A 21,701-nucleotide genomic window follows, 5' to 3' on the forward strand; every position below is an offset into this window, starting at 1 on the left:
AAAATTATCTTCTTCCTCCACCGCCACCGCCAGATCTCATTCCGCCACCGCCGCCACCGCCGCTGTATGATCTAGAACCGCCACCGCCTCCCATGCTAGGAGAGTAACTTCTTGATGAGCCACTGTTGCTTGGTGTATAACTTCTAGAAGAGCTGTTGTTGTAGTTAGGCGTATAGCTTCTGTTTGTTGTGGTATTTCCGCTATTGTTGTAAGATCTTCTGTTGGTGTAGTTATAATTAGAACTGTTGTTATATGTTCCTCTATTAGTAAATGTAGGACTTGTGGTTCCTCTGTTTAAAGTAGAGGTTCTTCTGAAGTCAGTATAGCTGTTTGATCTATTTGTGGTGTAATTTCTGTTTGTTGTATAATCTCCTCTATTAGTAGAGTATCCTCTATTAGTGGTGTAGTTTCTATTGGTTGTATAGCTTCTGTTGGTGCTGTAATTTCTATTGTAAGCATAGTTTCTGTCTCCATAATATCCAGCAGATCCTCTTCTTCCGTAGCTGTATGAATAGTTGTAGCCGTAATAAGGATATCCCCATCCTGGATAACCCCAGCCAGGGTAGTAGCCCCATCCTGGATATCCCCATCCATAATAAGGGTAACCCCATCCCCAATAACCACCATATCCCCATCCGTAATAAGGATATCCCCATCCAAATCCAAATGACCATGTAGGGGTAGTGTAGAAGTTTACAGAAACGTCAGAACTGCTGCTTCCCCATGCAGGATAAGCTACAGAAGCAGTTTGAGTGCTGTCAGAATAATTAGTATAATTGTCAACATCAGTGAATATTTCAGTTGGCTGATTGTCGTCTTGTAATGATCTGAAATATTCCTTGTATTGGTTGTTTGTTCCATTTGCTACATATTTAACAGATGTACCACCGTAAACGCCATCGTTATCGTAATAAGAGGAGTTTTGGTAAGAACCACATGATGCTAGCAGTAAACTCAGTAATCCAATTAAGTAAAAATGATTAGAGTTTTGGCGGAGTGAAAGGTAAGTTTTCATATCTGTGGTGTTTTTTATTGTTGCACATTACAAAATTAGTTAGTTTTGTCAAACTATTTAGTTAAAATTATTTAAAACAAAATTTGTGCCAAAAAATATAATATGAGTAAGAACCTTACTACAAGATCAGAAGATTATTCGAAATGGTATAACGAACTGGTTGTAAAGGCAGATCTGGCTGAAAATTCAGGAGTTAGAGGATGTATGGTAATCAAGCCATACGGATATGCTATTTGGGAAAAAATGCAAGCCGAGTTAGATCGCATGTTCAAAGAAACTGGACATCAAAATGCGTATTTCCCTTTGTTTGTGCCGAAAAGCATGTTTGAAGCGGAGGAGAAAAATGCTGAGGGATTTGCAAAAGAATGTGCTGTTGTAACGCACTATAGATTAAAAAATGATGAGGAAAGACCAGGTAAATTAATGGTTGATCCCAATGCAAGATTAGAGGAGGAGCTTATCGTTCGTCCAACAAGTGAAGCTATTATTTGGTCTACATATAAAGGATGGGTACAGTCGTATAGAGATTTGCCTTTGTTAATTAATCAATGGGCAAATGTGGTTCGTTGGGAAATGCGTACGCGTTTGTTCTTGAGAACTGCTGAGTTTTTGTGGCAAGAAGGGCATACCGCTCATGCTACAAAAGAAGAAGCATTGGAAGAGTCTGAAAAAATGATGAATGTTTATGCTGAATTTGCTGAAAACTTTATGGCAATTCCAGTTGTAAAAGGTTTTAAAACTGAAACAGAGCGTTTTGCTGGAGCGGATGAAACATATTGTATCGAAGCATTAATGCAAGACGGAAAAGCATTGCAGGCTGGTACGTCTCATTTCTTAGGGCAAAATTTTGCAAAAGCATTTGATGTTAAGTTTGCTAATGCTGAAGGAAAGCAAGAGCATGTTTGGGGGACTTCTTGGGGAGTATCTACTCGTTTGATGGGGGCGCTAATTATGACGCATTCTGATGACCAAGGATTGGTATTGCCTCCGAATTTGGCTCCGATTCAAGTGGTTATTGTACCTATATATAAGACAGATGAACAACTGGCTCAAATTACGGAAGCAGTTAAGGACTTGACGGCTAAATTGAGAAAATTAAGAATCACGGTTAAATTCGATGACAGAACAACTCAAAAACCAGGATTTAAATTTGCAGAGTGGGAATTGAAAGGAGTTCCTGTTCGAATTGCAGTTGGTCCAAAAGATTTAGAAAACGGAACTTTTGAAGTGGCAAGACGCGATAATTTGACAAAAGAAGTTGTTGCTAGCGAAAAAATCGTTGAACATGTTAATGATCTTCTAGAACAGATTCAGAGGGACTTATTTACAAAAGCATTAGATTATCGTAACACTCATATTACGGAAGTGAATAGTTTTGAGGAATTTAAAGAAGTTTTAGAAGGAAAAGGAGGCTTTTTATCTGCTCATTGGGATGGAACCGCTGAAACAGAAGAAAAGATAAAAGAATTGACAAAAGCGACGATTCGCTGCATTCCTTTGGACGCTGTTGAAGAGGCGGGAACCTGTGTGTTTACTGGGAAACCTTCTTCTAAAAGAGTGCTTTTTGCTAAGGCATATTAAAAAAAGATATATTTTTTTGCATTAGGTGTTGCGCAAATAAAAAATAGATGTATCTTTGCATCCGCAATACAGAAGCACGGTCCGTTCGTCTATCGGTTAGGACGCCAGGTTTTCATCCTGGTAAGGGGGGTTCGATTCCCCCACGGACTACAAGTTATATTACATATTGAAAAGTTTCCAACTTAGGAGAATTAAGGTCCGTTCGTCTAGGGGTTAGGACGCCAGGTTTTCATCCTGGTAACAGGGGTTCGATTCCCCTACGGACTACAAAATTAGTTGTAAATAAGTTTTGTAAAACAAAAATTGGTGTCTCGGTTTTTGTTTTATTAGTTAAAACCAAAGTGATTGCATAGCAATTGTGGGAGGTTTTTCTTTTTTAACTAGTATTTATAATAATTATTACATCTAAAATTAAAAGAAAATGGCAAATCATAAGTCAGCATTAAAAAGAATCAGAAGTAACGAAAAGAGAAGAGTTCTTAACAGATATCAACATAAAACTACTCGTAATGCTATTAAAGCATTAAGATTAGCTACTGATAAATCTGATGCTGCTGCTAAATTATCTACTGTAATCTCTATGATTGATAAATTAGCTAAAAAGAACATCATTCATGATAATAAAGCTTCTAACTTGAAGTCTAAATTAACTAAACATGTTGCTAAATTGTAATTAACACAATTTACTAAAGATATAAAAAGTCCTCTTTTAGAGGACTTTTTTGTTTTAACTCGAAAAGGAAATTTCAATTTAAAAAAAAATCCAAATTCCAATATTTGTAATGTTGGGAATTTGGATTTTGTTGTTTTAAAAAATTGAATTATTGAGTTTTAATTTTTGTGTTGAAGAATTTTGGAATTTTATAAATCAATTTTCCTTTTAAGATATTCCAACATTGGCTGTGTAATGGGTTTTGAAAGAAAATCTACTATAATAGGGTATTTTTTTGCCTTCGCAAGATCTTCAGGGTCTATAGTAGAAGATAATACAATTACGGGAACCATGTTGAATTCTCTATAATCTGGGGAAGTGAAATGATCTAAAAACTCCCATCCGCCCATAATTGGCATATTCAAATCTAAAAAAATTAATTCAGGCCTTTTTCTTGCTTTGTCATTTGTGTATTTTAATACATTGAAATGATGAAGGGCTTCTTCGCCGTTTTGAGCTGTAACAACTTCATGTGAAAATGAAGATTTTGAAACGACTTTTTTGCATAGCATTAACGTGATAGGGTCATCGTCAATGCATAAAATCTGCTCAAGCATAATAATTAATTTTTAAATGTTATCGTAAATGTAGTTCCTTTATTAACTTCACTATCAATGGAGATTGTACCGCCCATTGTTTCTACCTGCGATTTTACAAGATATAGCCCTAAGCCTTTGCTGTCAGGATAATTATGGAATCTTTGATAAAGGCCAAATACTTTGTCGCGATTTCGTTCAAGGTCAATTCCGATTCCGTTATCTTTAAAGGTTAAGATGGTTCTTTGTTCTATTTGTTCGGCTATTATGGATATTTTCAGTTTTCTGTTCTCCGATTTGTACTTTATAGAATTGGTGAGCAGATTTAATAAAATACTTTCAATATAAGCCTTGTTTGTAATAAGTTCTGGAACTTTATCAAATTTAAGCTTAATTATGGGTTTGTGTAGCTCAATTTGAAACGAAAGTTGACTGAAAACATTTTCAAAAACCTCTTTTAAAGATACTTCTTCTTTTTGCATCGAAGGATTGTCTTTAATAATGATGACTTTTACCAAATCATTGATGGTTTCATTTAGTAAATGCGTTGATTTTGTAAATCCAGCTAATATTTCTTCTAGCTCCTCATTTTCTATAGGAATGTCTTCTATTAAATTTAAAAGACCAATTAAATTAGAAAGTGGTGCTCTAAGGTTGTGGGATGTTATGTATGAGAATTGCTTTAAATCCTTATTGTTTTGGGTTAATTCTCGAATAAGATGTTCTTTTTCTGTCTCCAATTTTTTCTCGTCAGTAATATCTCTTTGTATTGAAATCCAATGCGAAATCACTCCTTCATTATTAAAAATAGGAATCATGGAAAAGCGTACCCAGTATTCTTTTTTACTTTTGGTATAAGTAATGGTTTCAATTAGGCATTCTTCTTCATTTTTTATAGCCGTTAAGAGTTTTTTCAGTTCTTCAGAATCTGATTTCGGTCCTTTAAAAATGTTTGGCGATTTTCCAATAATTTCATTCGACTGATAGCCTGACATTTGAGAAAAAGCGGGATTCACATAGACTATTTTAGGTATTTTTCTTTCAGAAGTATTAGCTTCAGTAATTAAAATAGAGTCTTTAGATTGTGTAATTACGGTTTCTAAAAGTTTTAGTCGCTGTTCTTCTTCTTTTTGTTTTGTAATATCCTGAATAGCTCCAATCATTCTGATGGCTCTTCCATTTTCATCTTTCAATAAAAAACCTCGGTCTAAAACATATTTATACGATCCGTCTGCACATCTAAAGCGGTATTGATCCTGCCATTTTTCAGTTTTCTGTTCTATGAAGGAATATAATTTTATTGACATTCGGATGCTGTCTTCCGGGTGAATTTTGTCAAACCACCATTTAGAAGTTTTACCCACTTCTTTTGGGTCATAACCAAAGACACTTTCGATTCCTTTGTTCCAATTAATACTGTCCTCTTGAATTTTCCAATCCCAGATTGTATCGCTAGTCGCCTTTGCTACAATGTCATATTTCTCATTCGATTCTTCTATTTCTTCATTGGTTTTGTTTAACTTTTCAAAGATGGTTATGTTTCTTTTTTCGTTTTTTGAAAGTATAAATCTGAAAACCAACCCTGTAATTAGAATAAAAACAACATCTTTTATTAAAGATAAGTATAGATATTCTGAAGAAGAAAAGTAAGTTATGAGTAATTTATGACATAAGACCGCCATAATTATCGAGATGATGGTATAAATAAGAGTAATTTGGAGAGTTTTACTTTTCATCACCTCAAATATAGTTAATTTAACTATAACAGAACGTATCTTAATGTCATTTTGAAAACGATATTTTCGTGTTTTTGTATTAACTAATTGATTGTATATACGCAAACTATGTCAGAAACATTTTTTTTTAGAAAATAAAGTGTACCTTTGCGCCCATTAAAAATCACAGATGGAATCTATTAGAAACATTGCAATTATTGCCCACGTCGATCACGGTAAAACAACTTTGGTTGATAAAATTATGTATCACTGTCAGTTATTTCGTGAGAACGAAAACACAGGTGATTTAATCTTAGATAATAACGATTTAGAGCGTGAGAGAGGTATTACAATTACTTCTAAAAACGTATCGGTTCAATATAAAGGAACAAAAATCAATATTATTGACACTCCTGGCCACGCCGATTTTGGAGGTGAAGTAGAACGTGTATTGAACATGGCCGATGGTGTATGTTTGCTAGTTGATGCTTTTGAAGGACCAATGCCTCAAACTCGTTTCGTTTTGCAAAAAGCGATTGATTTAGGATTGAAACCTTGCGTGGTTATCAATAAAGTAGATAAAGAAAACTGTACTCCTGAGGAAGTTCATGAAAAAGTTTTTGACCTAATGTTCGAATTAGGAGCTACTGAAGAGCAGTTAGATTTCCCAGCAGTTTACGGTTCTGCAAAAAACAACTGGATGTCTGATGATTGGAAAGTTCAAACGCAAAACATTGAGCCATTGTTAGATATGGTTATTAAAAATGTGCCTGCGCCAAAAGTAACTGAAGGTACTCCTCAAATGTTGATTACTTCTTTAGATTTCTCTTCTTTTACAGGTCGTATCGCTATTGGTCGTCTTGAAAGAGGGACTTTAAAAGAAGGAATGCCAATTTCTTTGGTAAAGAGAGATGGTAAAATCATCAAATCTAGAATTAAAGAATTACACACTTTTGAAGGTTTAGGCCGTAGAAAAGTTGAAGAAGTTGTTGCTGGTGATATTTGTGCTGTTGTAGGTGTTGAAGGTTTTGAAATTGGTGATACTATCGCTGATTTTGAAAATCCAGAGGCTTTACAAACTATCGCTATCGATGAGCCAACAATGAGTATGTTGTTTACAATTAACGATTCTCCTTTCTTTGGTAAAGAAGGTAAATTTGTTACTTCTAGACATATCCGTGAAAGATTGACAAAAGAGCTTGAGAAAAACTTAGCGATGAAAGTTGGAGAAACTGATTCAGCTGATAAATTCATGGTTTTTGGTCGTGGTGTACTTCACTTGTCTGTTCTTATCGAAACAATGAGAAGAGAAGGGTACGAGCTTCAAATTGGTCAGCCACAAGTTATCATCAAAGAAATTGATGGTGTTAAATGTGAGCCAATTGAAGAATTAACTATCGATTTGCCAGAAAACCTTTCAGGTAGAGCGGTTGAGTTCGTAACTATCCGTAAAGGAGAAATGCTTTCTATGGAAGGTAAAGGTGAGCGTATGATCATTAAATTCAACATTCCATCTCGTGGAATTATCGGTTTAAGAAACCAATTGCTTACTGCTACTGCTGGTGAGGCTATTATGGCACACCGTTTCATCGGGTACGAACCATACAAAGGAGAAATTCCTGGACGTAACAACGGTTCATTAATCTCTATGGAAAACGGAAAAGCAATTCCTTATTCTATTGATAAATTACAAGATCGTGGTAAATTCTTCGTTGATCCAAACGAGGATATCTATGAAGGTCAGGTAATTGGAGAAAATACTCGTAGCGACGATATGACGGTTAACGTTACTAAAACGAAAAAGCTTTCTAACGTTCGTTCTTCTGGAGCTGATGATAAAGCTAGAATTATTCCAGCTATCAAATTCTCATTAGAAGAGGCTTTAGAGTACATCCAAAAAGATGAGTATGTTGAAGTTACTCCAAAATCTTTACGTTTAAGAAAGATTTACTTGAACGAAAATGATAGAAAAAGATTTAAAATCTAATTAGATTTAAAATTCAATATAAAAAATCCCAAATTCCAATTAAGGAGTTTGGGATTGTTTTTTATGTATAGTTTGGAATTTGGAATTTAAGTATTTGAATTTTAAGTAGGTTATCTTTTCAAACTAAAATGTCCTTTTACATTTTTTCCATTAACAAAAAGAAGTGTGAACCAATAATCATCTGAAGGCATTTCTCTTCCGTTAAAAATTCCGTTCCAACCAGATCCATTCTGATTCATTTGTTTTAATAATTTTCCGTAGCGATCAAAAATCGAGATGGTATAGTCTGGCATTTGGTCAATGTTTTTAATTGCCCACAAATCATTGTATCCGTCTCCGTTTGGAGTAAAGAAGCGCGGATAATCTAAGACATATATTTGAAATACATTAGACAGGCCACAGCCATTTTTGTCTCTAGCAATCGCATTATAAACTCCCGGACTTATTTGTGTGAAAGTAGGATCATCTTGAAAAATGGTTCCATCAAGAGAAAATTCATAATTTCCGACTCCAGTATATAGGATTTTTACAGAATTGTCTGTTCCAGAAAAATCTTTTACATCTGCTCCCGTAATTGTAGCTGGTTCAGATAAAATTACTTTGAAGGCTTTGGTTTTTTTACATCCATTTACATCTGTTACCGTCACAGAGTAATCACCAGCGGTATTAACTTGGGTTGAATTTGTTGTACTTCCGTTAGACCAAATATAACTGCTAAAGCCAGTAGCAACGTCTAATGTTATCTCATCACCTTTACAAAGATATTGTGTTACATCTTCAAAATTAGGCGGGTCAAAAGTATGAACAATCAATTCGATAGGAGTTATGTCATAACAGTTTGAGCCATTAGCGGCCCGAGCGTAGATAGTTTGGCTATTTGGCGTAGTATTTTTAAAAATATTGGGTAGCTGATTAGTCTCTGTAACTGCATCTGAAGCTGTCAAAAAATAATTGACTACCAATCCAGGAGGCAAACCCGTTAAAATTTGAGGAGTTACTTCTGTCGCTAAATCAAATTGATATAAACCATCTTGCGTTTCATCTTCATCACACTTGGCAATTGGAGCCTGATTTGGAATTACAGTACTAGAAATATTTAATGTAATTTGAGGTATTGCACTGCAACCAAAAGTATTTTCAATCCTAGCAAAAACAATTTGATTCGGAGTTTTGTTGGTGTAACGTTGTGGATTTGAAATTGGATTTGTTTTAGCTTGTGCATCTGCCAAAGTTTCGTAATATCCTTGATTGATAATCTGCGGATTATTGTTTTTTACGATATTAGCAACTTTGCTCAAATCAAAAATGGTGAAGCCGTCTGCATCATCATCACATTGCAATAAAGAAGTGTTGGTTGATTGAATTTGAGGAGTAAACTCAATTGTGATTTCTCCAGTAGAAATACATGTTGTGCCACTCAAATTTGCTTCAACTTTATACATTCCCGATGTTTGTACAGTATAAGAGGAAGACGTTGCTCCAGGAATCTCAGCATAATTGTTGGAAGCATCTTTTTTGAACCATTTAAAAGTATAAGCTGTTGAGCTTATATTGGTGTCTAAAACATAATTTTCGCCAAAACAGATCGGATTATTATTTGCTACGGTTCTATCTTCTCCAAAATTTATTTTCGTTACAAAACTGCCTGCCTCAATAAAAACTGCCGAGTTGTACTGTCTTGTAGCATCATCGGCGACAACCAATTTTAAATGGTATTTTTTGTTTGGAATAACATCTGTATAAGCATTCATCACCACTGTCTGTCCGGCATAATTAATAGGACTAGAAGCTGTATTATAGCCATTAAAGTAATTTTCGTTAACGGCCTGACAGCCAATAAGTGGTTCTCCACCCGCGCCATTCATGTTGTCAATTTTTGGATGGACTGTTGTCGCAGAAACCGCTGTAGTAGTATTGGGTAAAACGGCAAGATTTTTATAGTTTTCACTGCTTCCAGCTTCTTTAATCAAAAAAGCAAATCCGTCTGAATAAATACAAGGGAAATTAAGTTGATATTCATTCGAAGCAAAAATATAATTGAAGCTAATAGAGTTGGTCAATGCTATAAAATCAAATTCCAAAACTGTTGCTTGTGTACTATTGTTAATTCCCAACGCTTGGTTAAGATCTGCATCGCCGTTCCATCCAGGAACTTCGACTCCTTTAGATTCTTGTTGCTTATAAGGGCCTTCTGCTTTTTTGCTTGGGGAAGTGCTTAAAACGATTCCACTAGAGAATGGAAAATTTGCACCTCCCGTAAAAGAACCGTAACTCTGCTGGTTTGGAGTCGGATTCCCTGAAGCACTTACACTTTCAGTATCTATACAAGAACTATTTATTAAAACATTCTGAATTAAATCGACTGGTGTGGCAGTAGAATTTACAGAGATAGCCTGTGCACTGATTTTGTTATAAAAACAGCACAAAAAGAATGTTAGAAATAAAATTCTTGAAGGACTCATAGTAACAAATATACTACAAATCTCTATTTTTTAATAATTTGTAAGAAAAATGTGTAAATACGAAAGTCCAAATTAAAACAATAAAAACAGCAAAATAATCAACGCTAAAATCAGCATCGGTTTCAATTCCCATTTGTGTGCCAATATTTTTGACAACAGATAATCTTGGGCCTGGATTGACAATTAAATTAGACATGGCTTCCAACGGAAAAAATTGCATTATTTTTTGATTAGTGTTGCTGTCCGGAAAAACTTTGAATGCCAAAATAGCTTTAATAATACCTTCAAGAATGTTCCAAACCAAAAGGAAACCCAATGCAAAAGCAGAACGTTTTACTAATATTCCTAAAAATAAACAGAAAGAAAAGAAGCCTGTCAGTTTTACAAAAAAGGCCAAAAGGTAATCTAAGTCACTAAAGATAATCCCGAACTCTGTGTAAGAAGAAAAGCATAATCCTAGAATTAAGCTCATTACAAAAACAAAAACAGTAGACACAAAGGCAAATAAAACGACAGTTAAGAATTTCGATAGAATAAATTCTTTTTTACTAAGACCGTCAATTAAGTTTTGTTTTAAAGTTCCATAGCTATATTCATTTGCCATCATCGAAACAATAACAATAGCTAAAAAGAATTTCATCCAAGCGGCAACATAAGTATTAAAATGCCAGATAAAAGGAAAATTAAAAATTCCCATTTCTGCCAAATGAAATTTGAAAGGTCCTATGTCGAATTTTATAGCTGCAATTAAGGCTATAAAAGAAAGTAAAATGAAATAAGTTAATGTTAATATTTTACTGGCTTTGTTCATCCAGATTTTTTGCAATTCTATAGAAAGAAGTCTTTTCATGGTTTAGTTTTTTTGAGCGATAGCGTTTTTGGTTAATTCTAAAAATTGTGCCTCCAAACTGTTTTTACGTTTTACTAAATGACTTAAAATAATGTTTTTAAAAAACAAAAACTGATTCAATTCTGAAGCCGATAAATCTGATTTTAAGTAAACCAGAACTTTTCCGTCTTCTTCAGAAATTCTATCAATTGCAGGATGTTCAATTAAAGCAGATTTTAAAACCAAATTATCATTTGACTGAACTTCAAAGAAACCTTCGTTTGAGGACATTCCGTCAACAGAACCAGAATACAAAACTTCACCTTTTCTTAAAACAATTACCTGCGAACATACTTTTTCTACTTCATCCAATAAATGGGAAGCCAACAAAATAGTAGTCCCTTGCGAGGCAATTTTTTTAATGATATCTCGAATTTGATGAATTCCCTGCGGATCTAATCCATTTGTGGGTTCATCTAGAATTAAAATTTCAGGGTCATTTAAAAGAGCCGATGCAATCGCCAGACGCTGTTTCATCCCTAAAGAAAAAGTGCTGAATTTGCTGTCTTTTCTCTCGCTCAAACCAACTAATTCCAGTTTTTCATTGACTTTAGAATAGTTGATGTTTTTGATTTTGCAAACTAATTTTAAGTTTTGCTCTGCAGTCATGTACGGATAGAAATTGGGTCTTTCAATAATGGCGCCGACTTTTTTCAAGGCATCGTGAGTTTCAACATTGCCATCAAACCAGCGATAACTGCCAGACGATTTATTCACAACATTCAATACAATTCCCAATGTAGTCGATTTTCCGCTGCCGTTTGGCCCTAGAATGCCATAAACACGACCTTTTTGTATTTGAAAAGATACATTTTTCAAAGCCTGGATTCGGCCGTAGCTTTTGCTTAAATTCTCAATGGTTAATATGGTTTCCAAATTTTTCTGGTTTTAGTTTTTAGTATGACGAGCCAAGTTGATTTTTGTTACTTTAAATTCTAACTTTAAATCGTATTGACGTAAATTTGTAATAAAGATATTCAAAATGAGCGAGCCTTTAATGGTTTTAAAAAAACCGTCTTACCCTTTAACGCAGCCACTTTTAAGTTACTTAGAACGATACGAGCGTATTTCTAAAGTTTCTGTGTTTTATGATGACTTGCTACGTTTTTCGGGTTCGATAAATGTTTATGATAAAAATGATACCGACACGCTTTGGATTAGGGTATATTATAGCGAATTTGAACGCAATGAAATTGATTTAAATCTAAAGAAGATATACTCGCTTTTGCATTCTGATGGAAATAACGAAATTATTCAATACCTCAATGTCGATGCAATTGACTATTGTACTTTCGGAAATTCGAAGCCTTTTAGAATTAAAGTCCGAAATATTCTCAATGATAACTATGTTCATTTTTACATCAAAAAAGCAGATGCGTCTCGTATTTACGGACTGGAATTGGAAGATATTCTTTCGCCAGATAAAATTAACTTTTTGGTTTATAAGGATACTTTGATCGAAGAGCATATTATCGGAATTCCTGGTGATGTTTTTATGGATACGTTGCTTGATAAATGCAGTGAAATGGAAAAAGCACAGATTGCCAAAGAGTTTGTGAAATTTAACGAACGCTGTATGATTCGTCTTTTGGGTGACATGAGAGCGTATAATTATGTAATTGTTCCAATTCACGATTTTGATCAGGTAGTCTATAAAATTCGTCCGATCGATTTTGACCAGCAATGTTACGAAGGAAATTTTAAAGTGTATCGTCCCCAGTTTTTCAAGGAAAATTTTCCAATGATTCAATTAATCAAAGAGAAATTAGAGGAACGTTCGATCATTCAATATAAAGATGAAGAAAGAGCGATTTTGGCAAAACGTATTCATTCAGCCGAAACTAGAATTAAAAAATTACTGAATATTATGTGCCACGATACCATTTCGACGCAGGAACATTTACTGCAATTAAAAATGGAATTATACCGTTACACGAACGATATGAAATTTAAAAATGCAAAATCAATGGGGCACATCATGCACGCCGCATTTGAATTTATTACCCGTAATTTTAAAAACACTAACTTAGTTTAAAGTTTTAGCCACAGATCAAAAGTTTTAGGAATCATTCTAACCCTTTTAATCTGCGGCAGAATAAAAAAAAATATTATGAAAAAATCTTTTTTAGTAGTTGTTTCTATAGTTTTATTAGCTTGCCAGAAACAATCTGGTTCTGATTTAAAAGAACTTTATTCGCTTCCGAAAAAATTGAAAGAAGTTTCGGGAATCGCTTATTTTCCTGAAACTAAAACCCTTTATACGTTGGAAGACAGCGGAAATAAGAATGCTATTTATGCTATCGATTCTAAAGGGGAATTAGCCAAAACCATTACGATTTCAAACGCTACAAATGTAGATTGGGAAGATATTACAAGAGATAAAACGGGAAATATCTACATTGGCGATTTTGGAAATAATGATAATGAGAGAAGAGATTTGTGTATTTATAAGCTGCCCAAAAATGAATTGAATCATAATGTAGCTAAAGCTGAATATAAAATTTCATTTTCATACCCAGAGCAAAAGGAATTTCCGCCAAAGAAAAAAGAAATGTTTTACGACGTTGAAGGTTTCTTCGAACAAGGAGGCTTTTTTTATCTTTTTACCAAAAATAGAAGCAAAGGTTTTGACGGAACAGCTTTTATCTACAAAATCAAAAATGCTGCAGGAACTCAGAAAGCAGTTCGAATTGGAGAATTTAAAACTTGCAATAATTACAATCATTGTGTGCTGACCAGCGCTACAATAAGTCCTGATGGTAAAAAAGTAGCTTTGCTAAGTCACGATAAGGTGCTTTTGTTTAAAAACTTCAAGGGAGATTTATATCATAAAGGAACTCAAACGGAATTAAGCTTAAATCACTTCTCACAAAAAGAAGCTATAGTTTTTAAAGACAACAACACCGTACTTATAGCCGATGAAAAAACAAACAAAATAGGAGGAAAAGTGTATGAGTTTAAACTCTAGGTTACTAAGATTCTAAGTTTCTAAGGTGCCAAGAAAACATTAGCCACGAGTTCACGATTTTTTATTTTAAATAATTCGTGAATTCTTGCTATTTTTTTAAGCTCAGAGCTAAAAAAACTTAGAACCTTAGCATCTCAGAATCTCAGCATCTTTTTTTAAAAACTATATGCTGCCCCAAAAATCAATCTTCCAATTTCGTCTGGAGATTTGAAATAAGAGATTCTTGCTGTAATAACATTTATCGCATTCAGCCAAAGTCCGCCGCCGTAATCTTGGTGCCACTTTTTAGAATTTTCGCCATCAAGCCAAACTCTTCCATAGTCGAAACCTCCTAAAATTCCGTACGTAAAAGGCACAATCGTTTTGCGGATTTTTCCTATGCTCAAACGTAAATCAGAGCTTTGGGAGAAGTAAGAATTTCCTAAGAAACGCTCATTTCTAAAACCTCGTAAATCAGTATCGCCTCCCAGAGAAGCACCTTGATAGAATTCGTAATTATTGTTGAAAATGGCCTTTCCTTTAAGATAAGTGGCTAATATCAATTTTCCGTTGTGATCAATTTTATGCGTAAATCCTAAAACACTTTCAAGCGTAGGGAAATTCTTTTTGGTTTCGTCAAGATTTGTCGTCCATGTTCCTGCGATCATAAAATACATTCCTAATGTAGGTTTAGCGGCAAAATCTGAATTTTTAAATAGATATTTTACTTTTAAACTTCCGTAATTCTGGCTGTCAAATACATTTGGATTTACAATGCCTGGAATATTGATGTATCTATTTTCTGTGTCTTCAACTGTCATTCTTTGGAAAATGGGTTGAATGCTAAATTCGCTTCCATATCTTCCAACATGACGAATAGCGCCTGAAGCATTAAATTTTCTAATGCGCACACGATTGTAATCCATTCCTAAATCGTCATCGTATTGCGATTCATTTCCGTAACCAAAATAGTTCATGGCAAAATTTGGAGTGGTGTACAATGATTCCACATCAATAACCCATTTGCCTAATAAACCAGGGAAATGTGCGGCATAATTAAACTCTAAACCGCCAGTTGCAAAATAGTAGAAAGCATTAAAAATATGTCTTTGCGTGTACGGATTTTGTTTAAAATTATTAACCGTATAATTGACGTTAACTCCTACTTTTACACCATCATCCGGATTATAGCCAATGTTTGGAAGACCAGAAACTACATTATATTTTGGTCTTTCGTAATTGTAAGCATTAACTTCGTAATCGTCAGTAAGCTGTGTTTGGGTTTTAGAATCAAGATTGTATGTGTTTTCTTTAGATTTGAAATCGTAGACAATAACCTTTCTTCCGTTTTCAATATTATAAGTATCGTTGTTCTGGCCTCCAATCAGACGAATTTTAATGCTGGATTTTTCTTTTCCTTTTACTTCAAAAACATCATTATTGTCAAGTCCGTAAATCCAAAGATTTTTGGTTTTATCATCGGTTACATTTTTGGTGTAAAGCAATTCATCGCCTTCTTTTTTGATTCTGAAAACCTGAATTTCAATACCTTTCTTTACGTTATGATTTAAAACAAACTTGTCTTTTTTGTCTGTTCCCGCAATCATAATGGTCTTGTCTAAAACATCAGAATACTCACGAGCATATTTCTGAAGATCCTTTTTCCTGCTTTTTAGTTTTGCTTTGATTTCATCAACTGTTTCGTCCTGCACTTCTTTTGGCATGTTTTTGAAAGCCACGTCGATATCTGCATCTGTCAAATTTTCCTGAATGTACTTGGCTTGTTCAACCCATTCTTTTTGTCCAGCAGTTTTTAGAAATGCCAGATCCATTGGGTAAGGTTCTCTGCTCAGCCATTTAACATTGATTCTGTCGCCTTTAAAAGTTCGCATATGACGAAGCGGAGGCATATTCATTATAAGCGAAAGCAAAGCGCCATCGTATTTTACAAAAGCCTGATCACGGTCACGCGGAATTGGTCTGTAAACCACCTTTCCATCTTCTTTGTATTCAGCCCAACGCCATTGATCGCTATGTCGATCCCAATCACCTAAAAGAATATCAAACAAACGCGCTTTGATATATTCTTTTTCATCAACAGTATATTTTTCATCTTTATGAAGGTTCAGCATCATATCATCAGTTCCGATGATGTTGCTTGGTTTTCCAAAATTTTTACCATCAAGATGGTTGTCAGCAGGTCTTTCTTCAACCATATATAACTGGTCTCCAAAACTCGCATTAAATTCACCCAAACCATTTTGTTTCGGAATATAATATAAGATTGGATTCGTATGCCTCAATCCGATTTGATCTGACATGCCTCCAATAGCGAAAGAAGAATAAGGGTGAGATGTTGTGTAAAAATCAAACAAGAAATCTTCGGCGTAGGTTTTTTCAAATTCATTCACCACATATTGATCTTTAAAAGCCACTGATTGCAAGAATACAGTCGCACTTTTTTTCATAGCACGCATGATATATTCACGCCCTTGAGGATCAGACATTCTTAATGAAACGGATTGATGTCCCCCGCCTTCGCGAATGGGTTTTAAGCCTCCTTTTAAAGTGTCAATTGTAGCAATTCTCGCTTCAATCGGTAGACTGTAATATTTTCTATAATGCTGGCCGAATAAAAATCTGTGAAATGCACTTTTTTGAGTCATTTTTGGAGAATAAATCGAAGTGGTCACAGTTTCAGGAAACTTGTTGGGAATATCAGAAGCCCAGTTAATTTCTTTGGCTTTTATAATCTCTCGCTCAAAAAGCAACTTTTCTTTGCCATTTTCATTTCCATAAAAAGAAACTTTTGCATCTCCGCTTTTAAACATAGTTAATGTTGCATAACCATTTCCGCCATATGAAAAATCATAAGGATTGATCGCTCGTGCGGCTTCCGATTTTGAGCCTGCTCCGCTGATAATCTGCTGGATATTTTCTTTGCTGATATATTGCAGATTATGATCGTGACCAGAAACTACAATCACATTTTTCTGCTTTTGCAAAAGGGTTTTAATCCTTTTAGTATAAATCGTATATTGTTTGTTCTGGATATCTTGCGGATTTACACCAGAAGTTTTTCGCAACAAATTAATGAATGAACCAATTATCGGAAACGGAATTTTTTGCTCTAAAGGAAATAATTGTTTTTCTAATGAAAATTGCCCGCCGTGTGTTCCGTTGCTTAGTAAGGGATGATGAATAGCCAAAACAACGGTTTTTTCTTGATTTTTGTTTAAAAGACCTTCGAGTTCTTCAAAAAAAGCTTCTCTGGTTTTGATTTCGCAATTATCATTGATTGTTGGATGATCGTTCCAGTCTTCAAGAAACCATTCACTATCAACAGCTATCAAAGTAGTCGTGCTATCTATTTTTACGTTTTCAATAGGGCAGGATTTCCTTGGAAGAAAACCTTTTTTATCATTTAAATATTTCGTAACAAAATCAGCTTGACGTTCTAGCCCTTTGATACCGCTGTACCAATCATGATTTCCAGGAATTACGATTGTTTTTCCTTTAAAACCTTCAGTTAATTTTAATTGATTGGTTAATTTAGTTTCTGCTAAAGCCTTATCCTCAGGATGCTTATCACCCGGAAATCCCTTCGGATAAATGTTGTCGCCTAAGAAAAGAAGCGTTGACTTCTTACTTGCTTTCTTAAGTTTTTTATGCAGAAGTTCAAGCGTTTGCTGTGCCTGTTCTTCGTCGGCATTTCCAGCATCTCCAACAAGGAAAAAAGTATGTGCAATTTTTATGGTGTCTGTTGCGTTTTCTGTTTCGTTGGCACTAACATTTTTTCCGTATTGCGGTTTGCGAGTGGCGCAGGCGTAAACAATGAATAGGGCAATAATTGCTAATGAATAGTTTTTAATCTTAGCAATAAAATGATTATCCAAAAACAATTTCATAATTTAGTGGTATAAAAATATTCTTTATGAATCTAATAGAACAATCCGAAGATTTCGTGAGTAATTTACTCAAAGATAAACTTTCTAATTTATATTCTTACCATAATTTTAATCATACTTTTACAGTTGTTACTGCAGTCAAAGAACTTTGCAAAAAAGAAGATGTAAGCGGTGAGGATAAGGAAGCACTTTTGGTTGCTGCATGGTTTCATGATACGGGATATATTGAAGGGTATGAAAATCATGAAAAAACAAGTACAAAAATTGCTGCTGAGTTTTTACGAGAAAAAGGAAAATCGGAAGAATTTATCGCGCTTGTTTCGAGTTTGATTCTAGCTACTGTTAAAGAATATGAGCCTAGAACACACTTAGAAAAGATTATTAGAGATGCAGATTATGCTCATTTAATGGGAGCTGAATATGCGACAACTTGCGAATTATTGCGTTTGGAATTAAAAAATGCAGGTATAGTGAGTTTTTCTAATGAGGAATGGACTAGAGAAAACCTGAATTTTTTATTGAATAAACACAGATTCTACACAGATTACGCCTTGAGAAAATGGCAGCCTCTGAAAGAAAAAAATCTTTTATTAATTCAGAAAAAAATCAATAAACAGGAATTGAAAGCCGCCGCAGCACTCGAAGAAGAAAATAAAAAAAGAGAGAAAGCTGAAAAAGCCGATAAACCAGATCGTGGAATTGATACTTTATTTCGTGTCACTCTTGGAAATCATACGCGTTTAAGCGGTATTGCAGATAGCAAAGCCAATATTTTATTGTCTGTAAATGCCATTATTATTTCGATAGCTTTGTCTTCTATTATTCCAAAATTGGATAGTCCGAAAAATGCGCATTTGGTCGTGCCAACGTTTATTATGCTGATGTCGAGTGTAATTACAATTATTTTTGCGATTCTTTCTACACGCCCGAAAGTAACATCTGGATTTTTTACTCGAGATGATGTAGAAGCTAAAAAAGTGAATTTGATGTTTTTTGGAAATTTCTACAAAATGCCGCTCGAAGATTATGATTGGGCAATGAACGAAATGATGAAAGACCGTGATTATTTATACTCAACCATGATTAAAGATTTGTATTATTTGGGATTGGTTTTACAGCGAAAATATAATTTACTCCGAATTGCCTACAATTTTTTCATGTTCGGAATTATCATAACGGTAATTGCATTTGTGATTGCTTTTAAGTCTATTTAAATTAAAATTTTAAACACATAGAAACATAGATCTTTTTGTGTAAAAAAGAATAGAGAAAGAAACTTGTTTCTCACACATAGCTCAAAATTCAGAAAGCTTTGTCAAAGTTTAGACTTTGACAAAGCTTTTTTCAATATTAGGTGCGACTATGTTTTTTTCAAAAAAATGAAATGCCTTTTATCGGTTTTCAAAATCTATGTTTTTAAAAACAAAAAAAGCTCAACTATTTAGTTGAGCTCATCTAATAAATCCTGATAGGTTATTTTTTTAATTCCTGGATTCGAATTATTGTTGATTACTTTCACGCGAATCGCTCTCAAACCAGAAACTCCCTGAAGATCTTCAACTTCAAATTGTTCAATAGAAGGCTCCAGAATTTTTTTATGTTGCAGGTATTTAATATATTTTAAATATTCTGCTTCTTCACTATTTTGAGAGTAAACAATTGTAATTTTCTCTTTTTCAGTAATTCTTTCGTTTGTGCCTTTGATATGAGATTTGTCAATTCGTTTTTTAACCACTTCATATCTTGCATTGTAAGTTCCATCTACATCAAAACGTTTTTCATCCATTCTGAAACGTATAGAAAGCGCAGAACTAAAAACCAGAATCAGTGACGTGACATCCAATTCATATGGTAAAGATTCTTTAAGATCATGGTGTTCTAGTTCCATTTCGCATAAAGTCTGCAATTGCCATAAACGAAGATTATGCAGATACATAATATCGAATGGTTTTGTTGGCGAAATAGAAGCTCCAATATATAAATTGTGCTCAACACCATCCGTTTTAAAACGTTCATAGTAATGCGGATAAATCTGCTGGGCTTCAACTTGTTTTCTGTCTAAAACCGTTGCCAATCTTTTATTGATAATCGACATGGCATTGTCAAACTTCTTTCTTTCCTGATAAAACATGCCGGTTTTTTCATCCAGTTTTTCAAAATACAATTCTTCAAGCTTTTTACTTTTTGGATTGCTTTTAGTGTTTTTTAATATCGGATGAATTTCTTCTTCAATATAACGCTGTACATGCTGTTCTGTATCTGCTTTTAAAGGAAAATCCAATTCGCTTCTAAGCGATTCCAATTCAAATTTTCTTTGTTCCAACAGAACAAGATTTGAATTAGAGTCTTGATTATCAAAGATCTCTAACAGAGCTGTAAGTTGACTTTTTAAATCAATTTTAACCGTTTCGTTTCGGTGTTCAGACGAACTTTTAATGTCGATCTGGCCGTACAGCGGATATACATTTTTAAAAACGATTTCTTTAAAAATATAATCTTTTGTATGATTCATATTTTGAAAATAGTTCTGTGATTCTCTTTTGAATTTCCAATACACGCTCGGGTGAATGGTGGTATATTCTCTTTGAATAATAGCTTCGATCTGATGCTGCATATCAGTATTATAGCGATCAATTGTATCAGTTAAATACGGAAGAACCAAATCCAGTTTGGTAGCATTTACACTGTTCAAATCTCTTGGGTTTTGAGAAACCAGTTCGACAACGCCCAATAAATGCCCGCTTTTAATAACAGGAGCAAAAATACAGCTTTGAATATTCTGCGATAGCAAATGTTCGCCAAGTCTCTTGTTTGTAGATTCTTGAGTAAACTTGCTGACGTTGGAAATTACAAAAGGCTCTTTATTATCTAGTAAATTTTCGAAAGAACATCCAAAAAAAGCATTTTTGCAATCCACTTCCTGATTGTCAGAAAGAAGAAAGCTTTTCATATTATTTTCGTATTTCGCGGGTCTAATAAATTTCTCTTCCTCCGGATTATAGATAATAAATCCGACTTTCAAATTCGGAAGATTAAAAATGGATTGAAAAATATTAGAAACTTCCTCATCAGTCGTAACTGTTTTTGGACCAGGTTTCAAGAGATTGCTCTTCAATATAGAAATGGCACTTTCTGTTGTAGCATCAAATAATGAAACGATTCCAAAACCTCTTAAAATCCAGCTTCCTGGAGGAAATTTAGATTTCCATAAATTAATATCGTTGTAATTATCAATTAATTGATCGATATCTTCTTGAGTTAATGGAACAGAATTTTCCGTTGGAATAACTTCCATGAAATCGGCATTATATAAAATCCTATAATGTTTTTCTACGCCATTTTCGTCTGGAATATCGTAGAAAAATGGCTGATTAAAATCAATGCGCTGATTGTAATAATAGCTGAGAATCAGACAGCAGTTGTTAATATAGAATTGATGGTCGCTAAAATCACGAATTTCCATGTAAAATTCGTCTCCCGCATTTTTCAAGATTTTCTTAAAACGCTCGGTATAATTAAAGGAGATGTTTTGAAATGGAATTGTAACCGCTTTTATTTCGTTGTGGGTCAATGCAGTCGGAAACAAATCGGCTAGAATATTTTTGATCAAAGCTTCATTTTCTTTGATAATAGAATAATCTCGCACCCCAGTTTTTAGTTCTGGAATTAAATCAATTTGTTGTAAAATCGCTTTAGCATAGTTAGATCTATAATCAATGTCTGACAGCGCAATTTCTTCAAAAGATTCAATTAGCTTTTGGAATGAAATTATAGTGGTAAAAGGACTTTCTTTAAAAAATTGAATATCCATCTTAGTTTATTTTTAATGCAAATTTAATGATAAATTAAGAATGAACGCTATTTTTCAATTTCTTTCCTCTATAGTTAAATAGTTGTTTTTCTTATAATTAAAGGTTTAGCGCTAACCGAATTTTATTTTAACTAAAAT

Annotated in this window: 14 protein-coding genes and 2 tRNA genes; 8 read left to right on the forward strand and 8 right to left on the reverse strand. The window is 34.0% G+C overall.

All coding sequences use genetic code 11. The features are described 5' to 3' along the window. Positions 1-4 precede the first annotated feature (4 nt). On the reverse strand, positions 5-1,015 hold the full coding sequence (locus GR162_RS22155) for a hypothetical protein (protein WP_202393926.1): 1,011 nt from the start codon (positions 1,013-1,015) through the stop codon (positions 5-7). 102 nt (positions 1,016-1,117) lie between these two features. Here GR162_RS22155 and proS point away from each other — a divergent pair, with 102 nt between their 5' ends. The 4 genes from proS to rpsT all read left to right on the forward strand — a co-directional run bounded on the left by proS (position 1,118) and on the right by rpsT (position 3,269). Then, positions 1,118-2,596, forward strand: a complete 1,479-nt coding sequence (proS, locus tag GR162_RS10065) for a proline--tRNA ligase (protein WP_066033823.1) — start codon at positions 1,118-1,120, stop codon at positions 2,594-2,596. A 78-nt stretch (positions 2,597-2,674) separates the two neighbouring features. Beyond that, positions 2,675-2,746, forward strand: a tRNA-Glu gene (locus GR162_RS10070). 45 nt (positions 2,747-2,791) lie between these two features. Continuing rightward, positions 2,792-2,863: transfer RNA gene (locus tag GR162_RS10075), tRNA-Glu, on the forward strand. 154 nt (positions 2,864-3,017) lie between these two features. Then, positions 3,018-3,269, forward strand: a complete 252-nt coding sequence (gene rpsT / locus GR162_RS10080) for a 30S ribosomal protein S20 (protein WP_012026903.1) — start codon at positions 3,018-3,020, stop codon at positions 3,267-3,269. Positions 3,270-3,457: 188 nt separating this feature from the next. Here rpsT and GR162_RS10085 read toward each other — a convergent pair whose 3' ends face one another. Together GR162_RS10085 and GR162_RS10090 are read right to left on the reverse strand one after the other, a co-directional pair. Further along, positions 3,458-3,865 (reverse strand): response regulator, encoded by a 408-nt coding sequence (locus GR162_RS10085; RefSeq protein WP_008468167.1) that lies wholly within the window; start codon positions 3,863-3,865, stop codon positions 3,458-3,460. Positions 3,866-3,870: 5 nt separating this feature from the next. Then, positions 3,871-5,580, reverse strand: coding sequence for a PAS domain-containing protein (locus GR162_RS10090; protein WP_008468168.1), 1,710 nt, complete (start codon positions 5,578-5,580; stop codon positions 3,871-3,873). A 169-nt stretch (positions 5,581-5,749) separates the two neighbouring features. Here GR162_RS10090 and typA point away from each other — a divergent pair, with 169 nt between their 5' ends. Further along, the gene (typA, locus tag GR162_RS10095; RefSeq protein WP_008468169.1) at positions 5,750-7,546 is read left to right on the forward strand and encodes a translational GTPase TypA; all 1,797 of its coding nucleotides are present in this window, start codon (positions 5,750-5,752) and stop codon (positions 7,544-7,546) included. A 110-nt stretch (positions 7,547-7,656) separates the two neighbouring features. Here typA and GR162_RS10100 read toward each other — a convergent pair whose 3' ends face one another. The 3 genes from GR162_RS10100 to GR162_RS10110 are packed head-to-tail and all read right to left on the reverse strand — an operon-like array spanning position 7,657 to position 11,773. Continuing rightward, positions 7,657-10,008: a T9SS type B sorting domain-containing protein gene (locus GR162_RS10100; RefSeq protein ID WP_237421346.1), complete on the reverse strand. Its 2,352-nt coding sequence runs from the start codon at positions 10,006-10,008 to the stop codon at positions 7,657-7,659. Positions 10,009-10,021: 13 nt separating this feature from the next. After that, positions 10,022-10,858, reverse strand: a complete 837-nt coding sequence (locus GR162_RS10105) for an ABC transporter permease (protein ID WP_160782045.1) — start codon at positions 10,856-10,858, stop codon at positions 10,022-10,024. A 3-nt stretch (positions 10,859-10,861) separates the two neighbouring features. Then, positions 10,862-11,773 (reverse strand): ABC transporter ATP-binding protein, encoded by a 912-nt coding sequence (locus GR162_RS10110; RefSeq protein WP_160782046.1) that lies wholly within the window; start codon positions 11,771-11,773, stop codon positions 10,862-10,864. Positions 11,774-11,879: 106 nt separating this feature from the next. Here GR162_RS10110 and GR162_RS10115 point away from each other — a divergent pair, with 106 nt between their 5' ends. Both GR162_RS10115 and GR162_RS10120 read left to right on the forward strand, forming a co-directional pair. Continuing rightward, positions 11,880-12,932, forward strand: a complete 1,053-nt coding sequence (locus GR162_RS10115) for a hypothetical protein (RefSeq protein WP_160782047.1) — start codon at positions 11,880-11,882, stop codon at positions 12,930-12,932. 75 nt (positions 12,933-13,007) lie between these two features. Continuing rightward, entirely contained in the window at positions 13,008-13,865 is an 858-nt protein-coding gene (locus GR162_RS10120) for an SdiA-regulated domain-containing protein (RefSeq protein ID WP_160782048.1), read from the forward strand. A gap of 155 nt (positions 13,866-14,020) precedes the next feature. On the opposite strand, the gene GR162_RS10125 is transcribed toward GR162_RS10120, so the two are convergent. Next, positions 14,021-17,752: a metallophosphoesterase gene (locus tag GR162_RS10125; protein WP_160782049.1), complete on the reverse strand. Its 3,732-nt coding sequence runs from the start codon at positions 17,750-17,752 to the stop codon at positions 14,021-14,023. A 26-nt stretch (positions 17,753-17,778) separates the two neighbouring features. Between GR162_RS10125 and GR162_RS10130 the strand changes: the two genes are divergently transcribed. Beyond that, a complete protein-coding gene (locus tag GR162_RS10130; protein WP_066033828.1) occupies positions 17,779-18,966 on the forward strand; it encodes a Pycsar system effector family protein in 1,188 nt (395 codons plus the stop codon). Between the two features lie 227 nt (positions 18,967-19,193). On the opposite strand, the gene GR162_RS10135 is transcribed toward GR162_RS10130, so the two are convergent. Beyond that, positions 19,194-21,563, reverse strand: a complete 2,370-nt coding sequence (locus GR162_RS10135; RefSeq protein WP_160782050.1) for a GAF domain-containing protein — start codon at positions 21,561-21,563, stop codon at positions 19,194-19,196. Between the last annotated feature and the right edge of the window lie 138 nt (positions 21,564-21,701).

It is taken from the genome of Flavobacterium sp. HBTb2-11-1 (assembly GCF_009826975.1).
GTDB lineage: Bacteria > Bacteroidota > Bacteroidia > Flavobacteriales > Flavobacteriaceae > Flavobacterium.